The organism is uncultured Gemmiger sp., from assembly GCF_934561205.1.
Lineage (GTDB): Bacteria > Bacillota > Clostridia > Oscillospirales > Ruminococcaceae > Gemmiger.
This window is the reverse complement of sequence record NZ_CAKTFU010000006.1, coordinates 105200-117786: the sequence shown is the minus strand read 5'-3', so window position 1 is coordinate 117786 and position 12587 is coordinate 105200. Positions and strand designations below refer to the sequence as shown.

General features: G+C 55.7%; 22 protein-coding genes. 1 reads left to right on the top strand and 21 read right to left on the bottom strand.

The window, feature by feature from the left end:
- Positions 1-5: 5 nt before the first annotated feature.
- The 19 genes from Q0I19_RS05700 to Q0I19_RS05610 all read right to left on the bottom strand — a co-directional run bounded on the left by Q0I19_RS05700 (position 6) and on the right by Q0I19_RS05610 (position 10815).
- Positions 6-1373 carry a terminase family protein gene (locus Q0I19_RS05700; protein ID WP_294759265.1) on the bottom strand — a complete coding sequence of 456 codons (1368 nt, stop codon included), beginning with the start codon at positions 1371-1373 and terminating at the stop codon, positions 6-8.
- On the bottom strand, positions 1366-1614 hold the full coding sequence (locus Q0I19_RS05695) for a hypothetical protein (protein ID WP_294759263.1): 249 nt from the start codon (positions 1612-1614) through the stop codon (positions 1366-1368). The genes Q0I19_RS05700 and Q0I19_RS05695 overlap by 8 nt, the downstream gene beginning before the upstream one ends.
- A gap of 85 nt (positions 1615-1699) precedes the next feature.
- Positions 1700-2068, bottom strand: a complete 369-nt coding sequence (locus Q0I19_RS05690; RefSeq protein WP_294759261.1) for an HNH endonuclease signature motif containing protein — start codon at positions 2066-2068, stop codon at positions 1700-1702.
- Positions 2069-2248: 180 nt separating this feature from the next.
- Positions 2249-2680, bottom strand: a complete 432-nt coding sequence (locus Q0I19_RS05685; protein WP_294759260.1) for a hypothetical protein — start codon at positions 2678-2680, stop codon at positions 2249-2251.
- Between the two features lie 2 nt (positions 2681-2682).
- On the bottom strand, positions 2683-3210 hold the full coding sequence (locus Q0I19_RS05680; protein ID WP_294759258.1) for a type II toxin-antitoxin system HicB family antitoxin: 528 nt from the start codon (positions 3208-3210) through the stop codon (positions 2683-2685).
- Between the two features lie 41 nt (positions 3211-3251).
- Positions 3252-3518 carry a type II toxin-antitoxin system HicA family toxin gene (locus Q0I19_RS05675; protein WP_294759256.1) on the bottom strand — a complete coding sequence of 89 codons (267 nt, stop codon included), beginning with the start codon at positions 3516-3518 and terminating at the stop codon, positions 3252-3254.
- A 95-nt stretch (positions 3519-3613) separates the two neighbouring features.
- Positions 3614-4021, bottom strand: coding sequence for a hypothetical protein (locus Q0I19_RS05670; RefSeq protein ID WP_294759254.1), 408 nt, complete (start codon positions 4019-4021; stop codon positions 3614-3616).
- Positions 4022-4074: 53 nt separating this feature from the next.
- Entirely contained in the window at positions 4075-4224 is a 150-nt protein-coding gene (locus tag Q0I19_RS05665) for a hypothetical protein (protein WP_294759252.1), read from the bottom strand.
- Positions 4221-5192 carry a hypothetical protein gene (locus Q0I19_RS05660; protein ID WP_294759251.1) on the bottom strand — a complete coding sequence of 324 codons (972 nt, stop codon included), beginning with the start codon at positions 5190-5192 and terminating at the stop codon, positions 4221-4223. Before Q0I19_RS05660 ends, Q0I19_RS05665 begins: the two co-directional genes overlap by 4 nt.
- Before the next feature lie 16 nt (positions 5193-5208).
- Entirely contained in the window at positions 5209-6909 is a 1701-nt protein-coding gene (locus Q0I19_RS05655) for a PcfJ domain-containing protein (RefSeq protein ID WP_294759250.1), read from the bottom strand.
- Between the two features lie 12 nt (positions 6910-6921).
- Entirely contained in the window at positions 6922-7269 is a 348-nt protein-coding gene (locus Q0I19_RS05650) for a hypothetical protein (RefSeq protein ID WP_294759248.1), read from the bottom strand.
- Between the two features lie 57 nt (positions 7270-7326).
- A complete protein-coding gene (locus tag Q0I19_RS05645) occupies positions 7327-8160 on the bottom strand; it encodes a hypothetical protein (RefSeq protein ID WP_294759247.1) in 834 nt (277 codons plus the stop codon).
- A 261-nt stretch (positions 8161-8421) separates the two neighbouring features.
- The gene (locus Q0I19_RS05640) at positions 8422-8619 is read right to left on the bottom strand and encodes a hypothetical protein (protein WP_294759245.1); all 198 of its coding nucleotides are present in this window, start codon (positions 8617-8619) and stop codon (positions 8422-8424) included.
- 123 nt (positions 8620-8742) lie between these two features.
- A complete protein-coding gene (locus Q0I19_RS05635; RefSeq protein WP_294759243.1) occupies positions 8743-9111 on the bottom strand; it encodes a hypothetical protein in 369 nt (122 codons plus the stop codon).
- Positions 9112-9114: 3 nt separating this feature from the next.
- Positions 9115-9384, bottom strand: coding sequence for a hypothetical protein (locus tag Q0I19_RS05630; RefSeq protein WP_294759241.1), 270 nt, complete (start codon positions 9382-9384; stop codon positions 9115-9117).
- Positions 9362-10027, bottom strand: a complete 666-nt coding sequence (locus tag Q0I19_RS05625; RefSeq protein WP_294759240.1) for a hypothetical protein — start codon at positions 10025-10027, stop codon at positions 9362-9364. Before Q0I19_RS05625 ends, Q0I19_RS05630 begins: the two co-directional genes overlap by 23 nt.
- 10 nt (positions 10028-10037) lie before the next feature.
- A complete protein-coding gene (locus Q0I19_RS05620) occupies positions 10038-10238 on the bottom strand; it encodes a hypothetical protein (protein WP_294759238.1) in 201 nt (66 codons plus the stop codon).
- Positions 10232-10384 carry a hypothetical protein gene (locus Q0I19_RS05615; RefSeq protein WP_294759237.1) on the bottom strand — a complete coding sequence of 51 codons (153 nt, stop codon included), beginning with the start codon at positions 10382-10384 and terminating at the stop codon, positions 10232-10234. Before Q0I19_RS05615 ends, Q0I19_RS05620 begins: the two co-directional genes overlap by 7 nt.
- A gap of 125 nt (positions 10385-10509) precedes the next feature.
- Positions 10510-10815, bottom strand: coding sequence for a helix-turn-helix transcriptional regulator (locus Q0I19_RS05610; RefSeq protein ID WP_294759235.1), 306 nt, complete (start codon positions 10813-10815; stop codon positions 10510-10512).
- Positions 10816-10984: 169 nt separating this feature from the next.
- Between Q0I19_RS05610 and Q0I19_RS05605 the strand changes: the two genes are divergently transcribed.
- Positions 10985-11809: a DUF4393 domain-containing protein gene (locus tag Q0I19_RS05605; RefSeq protein ID WP_294759233.1), complete on the top strand. Its 825-nt coding sequence runs from the start codon at positions 10985-10987 to the stop codon at positions 11807-11809.
- A gap of 26 nt (positions 11810-11835) precedes the next feature.
- On the opposite strand, the gene Q0I19_RS05600 is transcribed toward Q0I19_RS05605, so the two are convergent.
- Together Q0I19_RS05600 and Q0I19_RS05595 are read right to left on the bottom strand one after the other, a co-directional pair.
- Positions 11836-12297, bottom strand: coding sequence for a hypothetical protein (locus Q0I19_RS05600; protein ID WP_294759231.1), 462 nt, complete (start codon positions 12295-12297; stop codon positions 11836-11838).
- Positions 12257-12430 carry a hypothetical protein gene (locus tag Q0I19_RS05595; protein WP_294759230.1) on the bottom strand — a complete coding sequence of 58 codons (174 nt, stop codon included), beginning with the start codon at positions 12428-12430 and terminating at the stop codon, positions 12257-12259. Before Q0I19_RS05595 ends, Q0I19_RS05600 begins: the two co-directional genes overlap by 41 nt.
- Positions 12431-12587 lie beyond the last annotated feature (157 nt).

The following is a 12587-nucleotide window of genomic DNA, read 5'->3' as shown; positions in this document are numbered from 1 at the left end:
CTCCTTTATCCGATGCGCATCCTGCGCGTGGGGTCACGCTTGCAGGTTTTGGCGCCCCACAACGCCAGTGCGCAGGCTTCGATGGGCAGGCTGTTTTCGCCGCCGAAACCGTAACCGCCGCCTAAGGGGCGCTTTGTGCTGGTCACGGCGCTCTCATTCAAAACCGCCTGCGGTCGGTACCACGTCAGGGTACCCTCGTTTACACGGTCTGTCAGCCCGCTTACGGCGGCAATCAAATCATTTACCCGCGGGCGAATAACGGCGTTTTTTGCCTTCCACGTTCCCTTGATGCGCTCCACCAGCACGTCCACACCGTTGCGCCCGTCAATGACAACGCAGCCGGCGCGGTCGTAGCGTTCGTTCAGCCAATCTGCCAGCCAGCCCAGCCCCCGACCGGTAGGCTGCATCTCCAGCAGCGAGATGCGCGCCGGACCGTCCTTGGGAATAACCGCCCCGCACAGGCAGACAGCCGACCCATCCGCCGCAAACTTGATGCCGTAGGCAGTTTTACCCTCCGGCTTTTCTGCATCGCTGGCGCAGCGCTCCCACGCTTGCCGGTTCAGTGCAAGGTCAATTCGTTCTGTCGCCACAGGACTCCACCAGCCCAAGCGTTCTCTGGCAAAGGTATCGGGCGGAAGCTGCTCGGCCTCCGCCTCGATGGTCGAAAGCTGGATGCGCCGTCCCAAGGCCGGATTGGCAGCAACCCAACGGGTCTGGTCATGAATATCACCGATTTCCGGCACGGAAAATTCAAACCACGCCGTGCGCTTGGTCTTGCCGTCCATAGCACCGCTGCGGATTCCCCGAAACACGACCCCCACGGCGTTTTCATCCGGGGGCGTTCCCAGATACAGCGTCTGCGGGTTCAGACTTGCCGACAGCGCCGGCAGAAAGGATGCTTGTTGGGTCGCGTCCAGCTCCTGTGCCTCATCAAAAATCAAAAGATCCCCATGCTGTCCGCGTCCGCCGTTGCGCGTGCGTGCCAGAAACTTAATGCGGGCGCCGCTTTTCAGGATGATTTGTTCGCGCCCGATGGCGGTCTTGATCTCTGCCACATGGCGGCGCAGCTTGGGACCCTCAAAAAAATCGCGCATCTCCTCAAACGTTTCGGTTGCCGTTTTTTGAAGATGCGCGGTGTAGATGACCTGTTCGTTGAACATCAGCATACCCGACTCGCTGCGCGCCTGGATCAGCAGGCTCTTGCCGTTTTGTCGCGGTACGCTGCCGCCGGCCGTGGGTGCCGCCCATTTTCCCGCCGGGGTACGACCCATCCAGTCATCCAGTATATCTGCCTGCCAGGGATCCAGCATGGTGCCGCCGATCTGTACCAGTCTGGCAGCATCCAGACCATCGCTGGTCCGGTAATCAGGCACGATTCTTTCGGACGGCTCCTGGCTTCCCATCAGCAGTTCGCTGCGTGATGATTTCCTTGATTTCGTCGCCATTGTCTGCCGCCCCTTCTATTTCCTCAATTTCCCGGATGGTGTCCCGATACTGTTTTGCAAGCTGGGGCAGGCTTTTGGGGTCATCGCACCCATCGATGGCTGCCGCCAGCACTTTCTTCAGGGCTTTCAGCTCCTCCAGCCTGCCGCCCCGCACTCTTGCCATCTTCATAAAAATCCCCTGTGTGTAAATCGGCGCTGGACAGCAGCAGGAGCGCTGTCCGGGTGGGTGGGGGTACCTCCCCGGGTGGGTGCGGTCACCAATTTCCGTCGTGGATTTTGGGCGCTTTTGTCAGCCTTTTGCCGCTATTCAGCGCAAATTCTGTGGTTTTGTTTCCTTTCTGGGCGTTGCAGTAGTAATGCGCCGCCTGCAGGTTGTCCCAATCCTCAGCCGCTGCCCGCGCCGACGTGTAACCAAACTGCTGCCATTTGGAGATAGGGCGTATCTCATCCACCACAAAGCTCAGCGGATGCGCCGCATCGCTGGGTTCGTCATAGTGTATGGGACCAAGGCGTCCATGGCAGATACCGCACGCGCAGCCCATCGCCTTAAGCCTTGCGCGATGTTTGCGGCGCAGATTGCCGTTGGCATAGCGGGGATTGTTTATGGCAGGGGTGTTTTTCATGCGTACCCCTCCCTGGTCAGTAAAATAAAACCCACCCCCTCAGCACGCGGACGGAAGAAACAAAAACAAATGTGTGAGCTTCTCCGGGCTGAAAGGGTGGGGGATAAATACAAAAACCGTAAGGACGTTTGGTTCCTTACGGTTTTTGATGGTAGTATTATAGCATGGATTTTTGGCTTTTTAATGCAATTGTTCTGCCTCTGGCAAAGACGGTGGCAGTACTACTGGTAACCCACCAAAGGATGATGTCAAGTTTGCGATAATTAGCGATACTCTGGACATAGTACCATCCTGTTCGCAAAGATAATATGATAAATCATTACATATTTCCTGCTTGAAATCTTCCATCGGAATATTCGCCAAGGAATTTTCTTCCTGTAATTCGTGATCCACATAGTAGGACACTACAATTGAAAACAATGTTTCTGGTTCAAACTTCACAGTACGCGTCAGTTTTACACGCAATTTTTTCGCAAAAACTTCCCATGAGATTTGATCCATATAGTTTAATTCCGCACCCGGTATTGGTTTTCCAGCTTCAGAAGGAACTTCGTTCAGTTCAACCTTTTGTAAATTTGTCATTGCCCGACCGGTAAGTTTTTCCTTGATCATAACTAATTCCTCCGATTGCTCTGTCTTGCTTCTTTTTCAGCATTTGCTAGAGCCGGTTTCCATGCTTTGTTTACTGCACCCATAACGTCGATATTTTCGTTCTGACAACACACGTTAGGCTGAGCGTTCCACCCACTAAAGTTGGCAGAAACAATAATTGCTGCTGTCTTAAATGCCTTGTCAACAATATCTTCTTGTTCAACCGACATTTTGATGGCTTGCTCAACATAAGAATTCAAGGTCATCCCTTTCGTCTGCGCACAAAGCGACGCCTCTCGATGCAATTCCTCCGAAACACGAACATTAAATGTTCCGCTGTAAGCCTTTTGCGGTGGTTTTCCAATTTCCTTACAAAATTCTATATAATCATCGACTGCCTTGTGAAACTCCTCCTCAACATCCTTGGCAGTTTCCGAATAGAAATTAACCAAATCATCAATTCCAAGGATTTTACCATAGATGATTTGATCCTCTGGGTCATACGCAGGCTTTGCGTAATAACCTTTGTAACGCAAAACACCGTTTCCCATAACATATTCTCCTTTTTATTGCATTGTTTCGGCAAGTGATGTCATTCAATGTGTCCCTGTTTCCTCAGAAATTCCACAACATCTCTTACTGCTCCTCGTACCATTTGGTCGCCGGGATGGGGCTTATGCAACGATATTATTGCACCGGTTTTAGGACTATAGAATTTTACTCGCGATCCAGATGTGGCACCTTTATTGCTTTCCACATAGCCATAGTATGCCATAATCTTTTTCACATCCGAATAGCGAAAATCTGCGGGTGTAGGAGTGGAACACAGTTTCGCTATTAGATTTTCTACTTTACTCATAATCCAGTGCAATCGCCCTTTACATAATATATTTGCAACTAAAATATAGTTGCAAATATATTATACCTCACAATTCAGAAAAGTCAACGCCGATGTCACGAAAAAAAGCCAAAATATTTCGCTACGCATCGTATAAATTCTCTGTGCCATGAAGCAACCGTTCGTTCACTCCAGTGCAGCTTCATTGCCGCCCCTTCCAGTGTATGCGTCCTTGCCCAAAAAACCAGTCGAACCATCTCCAGTCGCTCAGCCCCGTTTCTCAAGGCACGGGTTTCCTCAATGGCTTTCTGCACGGCTTCCAGCTCCCGGCGGTTGACACTTGGCAATTCCCGCATAACCGCATCCGCCACTGGGTCAGAGGTCTTTCCCCGCTGATGCGGCATTCCGGTCATGGCGATGGATAGCGGTGTCTGCCGCAATTCTGTCTGTTTGGCGCATAATTCCGGGTATCTGCGGATCATACCCTTCACATACGACCACCAATCATAGCGGGGCGTACTCATTTTTCCATTCCTCCTTTTGCCAAACGGGGTATTTGTGCAGGCATAATGCCGGCTCACTTTCTACGCAAAAACCAGTGTGCGATTTTCTCTGCCGCGGCGACCAGTGCGCTGACCAGCACGGCAATGGAAAACGCGCCGATCAGCGCCCCGGCGCAGGCAAGCCCCAGCGTGATGCCGGCGGTCAGCGCTTTCAGCAGGATCATGCTCCGCCCTCCATCTGGTCAGCCAGCGCCTGCAGGGCTTTGCGCAGCGCGGCGCGGAACTTGTCCGCCTTGGCGGGCGGCATCCCGCGCACCAGCTCATCCAGCAGCCCGGCGGTGTATTGCAGCTCATCAAACAGCACACTGAACCGCACGGTGCCTTCGTCGCCGGTCACCTCCAACTGCTTGGCAAGCTGTTCCGCCCGTTTTTCGGCGGCGGCCTGTTCGGCTGCCAGCGCTTCCAGCTTGGCGGCGTTTTCTTTTTCGGCGGCCTGCTTGGCTTCGGCTTTCAGCTTGGCTTCTGCATCGGTCACTGCCTTCTGCACGGCATCGGCGCGGTGCCGCTTTTCGGTTTCCAATTCCTCGCGGGCGGTTTTCAGCGCCGCCTGGGCGGACTCGGCGGCTTTTTCCGCCCGCTTCTGGCGCTTCACTGCCTGTTCCAGCTCGGCGCGGGCGGTGTCCTGTCCCTCCCGGCGCGCCTTATCCCGGTCATCCTCTGCACTTGACTGCAAAAGGCTCAACTGCTGGGCATAGCCGCTGTTCTTGTCCTGCAGCTCCTTGATCTGCTGCTTCAGGTCCGCCACCGTGGTGTCGGCAAGGTCGGTTTCGGCGGTGATCTGCTGCTGTTCCGCGCCGCTCAGCTGTGCCAGCAGTGCCAGCTTGGTCACACCTGCCGCGGCGTTTTGCTCAATCAGCTGGGCGGGCAGCTTTTCGGCAATGGCTATGTAGTTGTACGCCTGCCGCTGCTTCATACCCATCGTGGCGGCGGTGTAGGCCTCCAGCGTGTCAAAGCCCAGCGCCTTGTAGCCGCCGGTGTCGCGCATCCGCTTGATCTTGCGCGCCAGTTCCAACAGCCCGGCGGCAGCAGTCTGGGCGGCTGCCATAATCTCATAATGCAGGGAGAGGGCAGCGGTTTCCTCGGGCGTGCGGCACGCCCCCACAAAGGTCAGTTGCGCAGTGTCGTATGTCATGGTCGTTTCCTCCGTTTTATGCCGCCGGACGTCCCGCCGGGGCTTTTGGGTTGGGTTTCTTTTCGGGCGGCAGCTGCCAGTTGTCCAGCACCTGCTTTTTCCAGTCCTTCACAAAATCCTGCACCGCCTGGGGTATATGTAGCACCTTGCCGTGGGCAAACTCGTTGCCGTAACCGTGATTCTGCAAAATCTTCTTGGCTTTCACGTCCACATTCAGGGTGAACCAGCTGCGCTCCGGGCGGCGGGTGTGGCGGATAAACAAAATTATGTTCCCTGCGGCGTGCGCTCGGGCGTAGCCGCCCACGCAGTGGTGCAGGGTCGCACCCTCGTCCACCAGCTCGGCGGGCGTTTCGGCAACGCGGATGCAAATATCTCCCTGCACCCAGTTCAGCCCGCGGCAGCGCCAGGTCATAGCGGCAAACGCCTCGGCATACTTGGCGGTTTTGGCGTATCGGCTTGCCGCCATAGCGCGGTCGTGGGCGGTCTGCAGATCCTTGGGCCAAAGCACCGCGGCATCGTCCATCGCAAAGCCCGCTTCTTCCGCCATATGGCAGTAATCCTTGTAAAAATACACATCGCGCTTTTGTGCCTTACAGTACCGCAGCAGGCGCAAGGGGTGTTCCGTCAGGGCAAGGGCGGCATCTATTTCGTTGACGCTTGCCAGCTGCAGCATCTCGCACACCTCGCCAAAGGTGTACGTCTGCCGCGCCCTGTGCCAGAGCTTCAGCTCGCGTAGCTTCCAGCCCAGCTGCAGCACGGTGCGCAGCTGATCCTTGGTCAGCCCCAGCATCTGGGCGGGGCGGTTCTGCTGCCAGTCCACCCAGCCAAGGCGGGGCGTCGTGTATACTGCCGTGGCGTTATAATAGCTTGCGGCACTGCCCTCTGTGCGCAGTCCCTCGCCCACAAGGCGCGCCGCGCCGTTGGCAATCAGGTTCTCCGCGTTAGGATGCTGCCAGTACAGCCGGATATAACTCACCGGCAAAAAATCCGCCGATGTCTTGCGGGCATACTCCCACAGGCGGCTGTTTTCCAGGCTCGTTCCCTCCAAGTCGGGTAGGTCGCGGTCATACAGGGTGACCTGCCCCATCGTATCGCACAGACGTTTTTGCTGCTGCCATTCTCCCAAGCAGTACAGCGCCCCGCTCATACCGCGCCGGTAGCGGCTGATTTTTACGATTTTTCTTCCATCCGCCACATAGCACCACGCCGGGGCGAAGCTCCACGCGCTTTCACTCGCCCAAACGGTGCGGCGGCAAAAATACTCGGTCAGCGCCAGCATACCGTTTTGCAGGCTCGGCACGGTGACCCACAGCTCCTGACTGCGCCCGTATCGCATACCGCCCCGGCTGCAAAGCTGCACCTTGGCGCCGCACATCGGGCAGGTGATGCCTTCATCATCGCGGTATTCCGCCACCTCGCCCTCACGCCACAGCCGCACACCGCTTGCGCCGTGATGGCGGTCGGGGAAGGCGGGCAGGTACTCGGCAAGCCCCACCTCATCGCAGGCGCTGCACCACAGGTATACGGTTCTGGCGCAGGACCCGCTGCGGAAATCATTTTGCGGCAAAACCATATTGCTGTAAGCGTCGGCATCGGCGCGGCTGATGCACTTATAGGTCAGGTATTCCCGCAGCGCCATACGGCTGGCGGCAAAGCTCTGCAGATCCGCCGGGGGCTGTTGGGTCAAAATGCCCCGGTATTTTTCTTCCGGTATCATCCCACCGCCCCCTTACAGCATATCCAGTATGTTGATTTTCTTTTTCGGCATCGGCGCGGGGGTGTCGGCAACCTCGCCCAGCCCGAAATGCTCCCGAAACAGCTCCGGCACCACCTTGGGCGGGCATACGCCCACATTGCCGTCCCTGTGCTTGCCGGCATAGTCGGCAATGCACCTTTCGCAGGTTTTCAGCGTGTGGGTGCCGGCTTCCAGATCATCCGCCACAATGCCGGCGGCGGCATCGGGCAGCCCCTCGGCAAAAAGCAGGATATCCTCGGCAATGTAGTGCAGTCGACTGCCGGGCTTCAGTTTTTGGGTCTGGGCGGCAACGGCCGCCGCAATTCTTTCTTGGTTTGTCATCGTATGCACCTCGTATTTGGTTTTATTATTTATCCGCCGGGCGGCGGGTAAAACGATCTATCTGCGCTTTCTCCGCAGCTTTATGTACAGCCGCCATTCGCCCCGTTCCTCGTTGTAGGTGGGGCAGGCTTCCAAAAAGCGGTAGCCGGGGTACAGGGCCTCCCAATAATCGGCATCGTCCACGCGCAAGGTACAGGCATCTGCCAGCTTGCGCGCCGTCCAGTGGGTGTCGCGCGGCTGGGGGTAGGCAGGGCGTTCCAGCCCGCGGCTGGCGTGCCAGCGCTTGTGCCGTTTGGGGTATTTCAGCATATACTTGGCAAGCCCTTCCAAGCTGTCGTGCTCGGGCTGCAGGCGGTCGGCGTTCACGGTGCCAAGCGCATAGCCTTCGGCATCGTGCCACTGATCCTCCAGCGTCTGGCGCAGCGTGGCGCGCTGTTCGGCGCTCAGCCCGTCCACCTGCAAAACCATATGGTGGTGGTAGCGCACCTCTTTGACGCCCAGCTCCGGGTTTTCCGCCTGATGCTCGGTCACGCACACCCACTTGATCTTCTGCTTGCCCCAGCGGCGTGTTACCCAGCGGCGGACGCGCTGCAGGTAGTTGCGCACATCGCGCCAGGCCTGTTCGTCATCCTCGGGCAGGGAAGCGTCCTCGTAGGTCAGCACCAGCGCAAAGCCCTGCTCGTCAAAGTTTGTGTTCAGGATCTGCACAAACACGCGGCGGGCGCGTTCGGCGTTGCGCCCCTGCTGGGCAAGGCTGCTGGCAAACCTTTTCTTGGCGCGCGGGCTTGCCTTGTGTTCCTTTTCCGTAATGCGGCAAAAATCCACCTCGGCGTAATTCTTGCCGCACAGGGTGCGCTGTTCGCGGATGTACTGTCGGTTGGTTCTTCGCATAAGGTCCTCCGTTTTCCCGGCAGGCAGCTGCTATGGCAAGGCTGCCCCGCGGGGGATTGTCTTATCGGGTGGGAATGATGCTAAAAATAACTCCTATACAAGCCGCCCCAACGGCCCACTTTTTTCGGACCGTTGGAAGCGCGCTTGACTGCCGCACCGGGCTGTATTATAATAGGTAAGTCGTATTTGGTTCGGAATGACCGCCGCCCTTTCTGCTACAAGGGACGGCGGTCATTCTTTTTTGCAGTTGAGTGCAAACCGTTATTTCGCCCCGCCGGTGCGCCGGGGTGCCCGCGTCTTGCTTTGGGCGGTTTTGGTCTGGGGCATACTGTCAATGTATCGGAACTGCCGGTCATACGCTTTGCGGCGCTCGTTGTCGGCGCGTCCCGCAGCGTGGCGCGGGCAGTCAGCATGGCAGCCCGGATGCCTGTCCGGGCATTGGTAGCATTCGCGTTTCATGGGCAAAGCCTCCTGATGTACTGTATGGTGATGCGCCCCGGTGCTGATCCGGGCGGCAGGCGGAAGGAAGAAGCTCCTGCCGGTAACGGTACGCGCATCCTAAGCCCCGCCGGGGCGGGGGAGTTACAGGGTCTGCGTCTGTTCTTTTTTCTCTACTCGTTTGATGTTTACAAATTTGGCACCCGACTTTATTTTTGCAATCACATCACCGGGCAGCTTGATGGAAGCGGTATTTCCCAAACGCTCTTGCCGCATATATTCTGTAATTTCATACAGCAGGTCCTTCAGCGCACCATCAAGTTCCGGGAACATCTCAGAAATTCGTTTCTTGGCAGTCATCTGACGGCGGGCGTCCTCTCCCTCCTTGCAGCTGCAATTCATGGTAGCCCAGACATCGGCTTCATCCTCGGTATGGGCGCAGGTTGGTGGGGTAACGCGGGTCTGTCCGCATATGGCGCATCTTCCGATGTACGCGTTGTTGTTTGCTTCCATTTTTTACATTCTCCCTTGACTTTTATAGTGTTCCGCCAGGCTGTTCAGCGCTGCCGGGTGCAGCATGGCCAGCTCAAAGCGGGTGCGGGTTTCATCGCCGGGCGGGGCTGCCTCGCCAATTTTGGTAAGGTAGTCTAGGTAATACCGCCGCAGCACGGGGTGGTTGATGTTCAAAAAGTAGTAGGGCGTGCTTCTGGGTCTTTCGGCAGCCTCGGTGCGGCGGTCTGCCAGCACCAGCGGCGCCAAGGCGTCAATCAGCTGCTGCCGGGTCACTTGGCATCACCTCGCCCTCCAGCGCCGCCACAAGGCAGCCGCAGGCGATCGCTGGTTTCAGCGCTGCCGCCAATGCCTTGACCTGCGCCGCGCCGCCCGTGCCGTACTGCGCTGCCTTGTACAAAAGCTCTGCCGCATAGCACTCAACGGTCTGCGCGGTGGGTACCTCCGTCATATCCGCCAGCACCGCCTTCACCTCGCTGGGCAGGGGCAGGTCGGCAACCTTGCAGCCCGCCTCGTGGGCGGCGTCCAGCGTTTCCCGGGCAAGCCCCCACGCCGCGCTTTTGCCGTCACCGCAAAAGCACAGGGCCGCCATCTCGTAGGCAACATCGTACTGGGCGTGCAAAATGTCCCGCGCCACAAGGTTTACGGTTTCATTGTGCAGCTGCAGGGCGTCCCAAGTGGTATCCTGCAAAACGCCCTCAAAGCTTTCAAAGCTGAAGAAATCCCACGCGTTCCACAGCACCTTTGCCAGCCCCTCCACGCTTTCCTGCAGCCGCAGCAGATCGCCGTGGCAGTTCAGGTGGTTGCGCCACAAGGTGCGCAGGGCATCCCGCCCCACGCGGGCGGGGGTGGTGTCGGCCGCCGTAAGGCACAGCCGGTACATATGGTTGACTACATCCAAGGCGTGATCATGGTTCATGGTGTTTCCCTCATTCCTCATCGGCAAAGCCGGCTTTGATTCTTGCCATATACAGCTGCCGTCCCGCATCGGCGGCGCGGAACAACTGCCGTGCCTTATTGCGGTAGTTGCCCGGCAGCTCCGCCAGCTCCCGCAGGGTGTCCAGCAGGTCGCGCTCCCGCGCGGGGTCGCAGTGTTCAAATTCCTTTTTGATTTCCTCGGCGGTCAGCATTCCTTCACCTCCACGCAAAGCACGCCCAGCGCGGCATTGGCGGTCAGAATACTACCTGCCAGCACCGGCAGCGCGGGGGTCAGCTGCCCCTGCGCCAGGGCGGTCAGGGCGTTCATTGCCAGCACCAGCGAAAAAACAGCTGTCACCTTGGCAAGCCCCTTGCCAAATCGGGCGATATCGTGTACAATAGAACTGTGCTTTTGGTTAGTCGCACATTTTTGACCGTTTCGGTATGTCCGTACCGAGGCGGTCTCTTTTTTTGCTGTCATAATCATGCTCCTTTCAGTACGGTCAGCAGTTGGCGCATAGCGTCCAGTGCCGCTTTTTCGTCAGGGCTTGCCTCCTCGGCGGGTCTGGCAGCCGAGCGCCGAACATCACCCGCCGGGAAACACCCCGCAAACTCATCATAGGTGATTCCCAACGCAACGCACACAGCGCTGACTTCCTTCCATGTCCACGGGCAGTTGCCGCTGATGCGGTTGGAAATCTGCGTGGGCGAAAGCCCCGCTGCCTCACCCAGACGCTGCTTGTTAAAGCCCTTGCTGCGGATCAGCGCCGTAAATCCTATATTGGTCATGGGGTACCTCCTTCGATTCTTTTTATTGGTTATTCTGCCTAAGCCGCTGTTCAATTTTTTCGCAAATCCTACAAATTGCATCGTAGAATTTGACTTTTTGCTCGGTAATGAGTATTTTTAACACAAGGGTCAATTTTTCCATATGGCCTCCAAGAAAGGAATGATAAAATTGAGTAACGAAAACTCCCCAGAAACTACCCTAAACATCAACGCAATCCCCAAATGTATCGATGAGCCCGCCAAAGAACTCCTCAGTCCCAGTGCATCTGAAATCGGTTTATTACTAAGGGACCTTATCAGCTTAAAAACCGGCAACATCCACTTCCAAGCAGAAAAAATGCGCACTGTGTATGAGTGCGAGCTAAAACTTTTCAAGGAATCCTTAAACCAAAAACTACTCGCCAAACCAACGGAATATCTTGTTGCTCCCAAATTGCAAATTGTCGGGTCAGCAGCCGAGAAGGCAAGGTTCTGCATAGATGAACCACAGCTGAGCGAAATGTTTCAAAATCTGCTGGTCAACGCTGCTGACATTCGATTTCAGCGCGACGCACATCCGTCTTTTTCTGGAATGATTGAGCAGATGTCACCTCTCGACGCGCAAAATTTGTCATTGTTTAAGGACAACAAATCCCTACCCATCGCTAAATACCACTTAATGCTTGAAAGCGATCAATACGAAGTTTTTTATCCTAACACATTTTTAGCAAATGCTGCTATTGTCGACTACGATCTCCAAGCATCCTCAATAAGTTCCTTGGCGCGATTCGGCTTGATTGAAATAAATTATTCTTCCGTCATTGCATCGGATGCTGTCTATGAACCTTTTGAGCAATTTCCTCAGTATATTGAGATGAAGTCAAAGATAGGCGAATTCTTCGGTTCGGATTCTTCAGGCGCTAAAGACAAGATCATCGATGTACTTATTATCAAGGGAGCCGTTATGCTTACACCGCTTGGTTCCTCTTTCATTAAGGTTTGTTATAGCTACTGATTTTCTGTCCCGCCGGGTGCTATAATTCAGGCAGGGAAGGGGGTGATTTTATGAACTCTGTGCAAAACTTTTTGACCTTTGCCGACGCAACCACCGTAATTGCGGTTTGTGCCATTCTGTCGCCAATTCTCACTGCAGTTATAAATGGTATTTTCCGCTGCATAATGCGCCGGATGAAGTACGCGCACGAGGACGCGCAGGAAGAATCCTTGCACCGTCGGGCGGTATTTGATGAATACGTCCAGTCTGCAACTGCTTGCATCCTGTCCCCGACGCAGAAATCCCTTGAGAATTTCGGCTTGCATTCCGGCTTGATTTGCCGATACGTACCTGCCGACATCCGCAGCGATATTATCAGACTGGAAAGGGCAGTCTTGGAACTTGACGTTGCCGAGAACATTGCCCTTCTTTCTGATATCATTGCCAAGCTGGACGCCATTTCTAGCACTACGTGCAAAGAGCAGCAATTCCTGTGGAATACCCCACATAGATAAACCACATCATTGCGTACCATACGCCCGTGCCGGGAACACCCTCAAAGTACCATTCGGCGAGTTTTACAATCGCCATCAGCACGTCGCCGATTAAAGCAGCGCCCCAAATGATCTGGGTTCGTGTCATTCTGTTCACCTCTTTTCTTTCCCGCCGGGGCGGGCTTTGCAAGTTTCCGATGCGCAGTCCTGTTTATAGTTCTTTTGTTTTGTTTGGCACTTGTTTGTTACCAAATCGTAATACTCGTTTGTTCGTCTATTTTTATTGTTATCTATCTTTAGCAAAT

Excerpts from the sequence above, each read along its gene's own strand:
- Q0I19_RS05675 (WP_294759256.1), bottom strand. The coding sequence starts at position 3,518 with ATGAGTAAAGTAGAAAATCTAATAGCGAAACTGTGTTCCACTCCTACA.
- Q0I19_RS05650 (WP_294759248.1), bottom strand. The coding sequence starts at position 7,269 with ATGACAAACCAAGAAAGAATTGCGGCGGCCGTTGCCGCCCAGACCCAA.
- Q0I19_RS05670 (WP_294759254.1), bottom strand. The coding sequence starts at position 4,021 with ATGAGTACGCCCCGCTATGATTGGTGGTCGTATGTGAAGGGTATGATC.
- Q0I19_RS05620 (WP_294759238.1), bottom strand. The coding sequence starts at position 10,238 with ATGCTGACCGCCGAGGAAATCAAAAAGGAATTTGAACACTGCGACCCC.
- Q0I19_RS05625 (WP_294759240.1), bottom strand. The coding sequence starts at position 10,027 with ATGAACCATGATCACGCCTTGGATGTAGTCAACCATATGTACCGGCTG.
- Q0I19_RS05695 (WP_294759263.1), bottom strand. The coding sequence starts at position 1,614 with ATGAAGATGGCAAGAGTGCGGGGCGGCAGGCTGGAGGAGCTGAAAGCC.
- Q0I19_RS05680 (WP_294759258.1), bottom strand. The coding sequence starts at position 3,210 with ATGGGAAACGGTGTTTTGCGTTACAAAGGTTATTACGCAAAGCCTGCG.
- Q0I19_RS05610 (WP_294759235.1), bottom strand. The coding sequence starts at position 10,815 with ATGACCAATATAGGATTTACGGCGCTGATCCGCAGCAAGGGCTTTAAC.
- Q0I19_RS05595 (WP_294759230.1), bottom strand. The coding sequence starts at position 12,430 with ATGACACGAACCCAGATCATTTGGGGCGCTGCTTTAATCGGCGACGTG.
- Q0I19_RS05685 (WP_294759260.1), bottom strand. The coding sequence starts at position 2,680 with ATGATCAAGGAAAAACTTACCGGTCGGGCAATGACAAATTTACAAAAG.
- Q0I19_RS05645 (WP_294759247.1), bottom strand. The coding sequence starts at position 8,160 with ATGCGAAGAACCAACCGACAGTACATCCGCGAACAGCGCACCCTGTGC.
- Q0I19_RS05640 (WP_294759245.1), bottom strand. The coding sequence starts at position 8,619 with ATGAAACGCGAATGCTACCAATGCCCGGACAGGCATCCGGGCTGCCAT.
- Q0I19_RS05635 (WP_294759243.1), bottom strand. The coding sequence starts at position 9,111 with ATGGAAGCAAACAACAACGCGTACATCGGAAGATGCGCCATATGCGGA.
- Q0I19_RS05600 (WP_294759231.1), bottom strand. The coding sequence starts at position 12,297 with ATGTGGGGTATTCCACAGGAATTGCTGCTCTTTGCACGTAGTGCTAGA.
- Q0I19_RS05665 (WP_294759252.1), bottom strand. The coding sequence starts at position 4,224 with ATGATCCTGCTGAAAGCGCTGACCGCCGGCATCACGCTGGGGCTTGCC.
- Q0I19_RS05655 (WP_294759250.1), bottom strand. The coding sequence starts at position 6,909 with ATGATACCGGAAGAAAAATACCGGGGCATTTTGACCCAACAGCCCCCG.
- Q0I19_RS05660 (WP_294759251.1), bottom strand. The coding sequence starts at position 5,192 with ATGACATACGACACTGCGCAACTGACCTTTGTGGGGGCGTGCCGCACG.
- Q0I19_RS05690 (WP_294759261.1), bottom strand. The coding sequence starts at position 2,068 with ATGAAAAACACCCCTGCCATAAACAATCCCCGCTATGCCAACGGCAAT.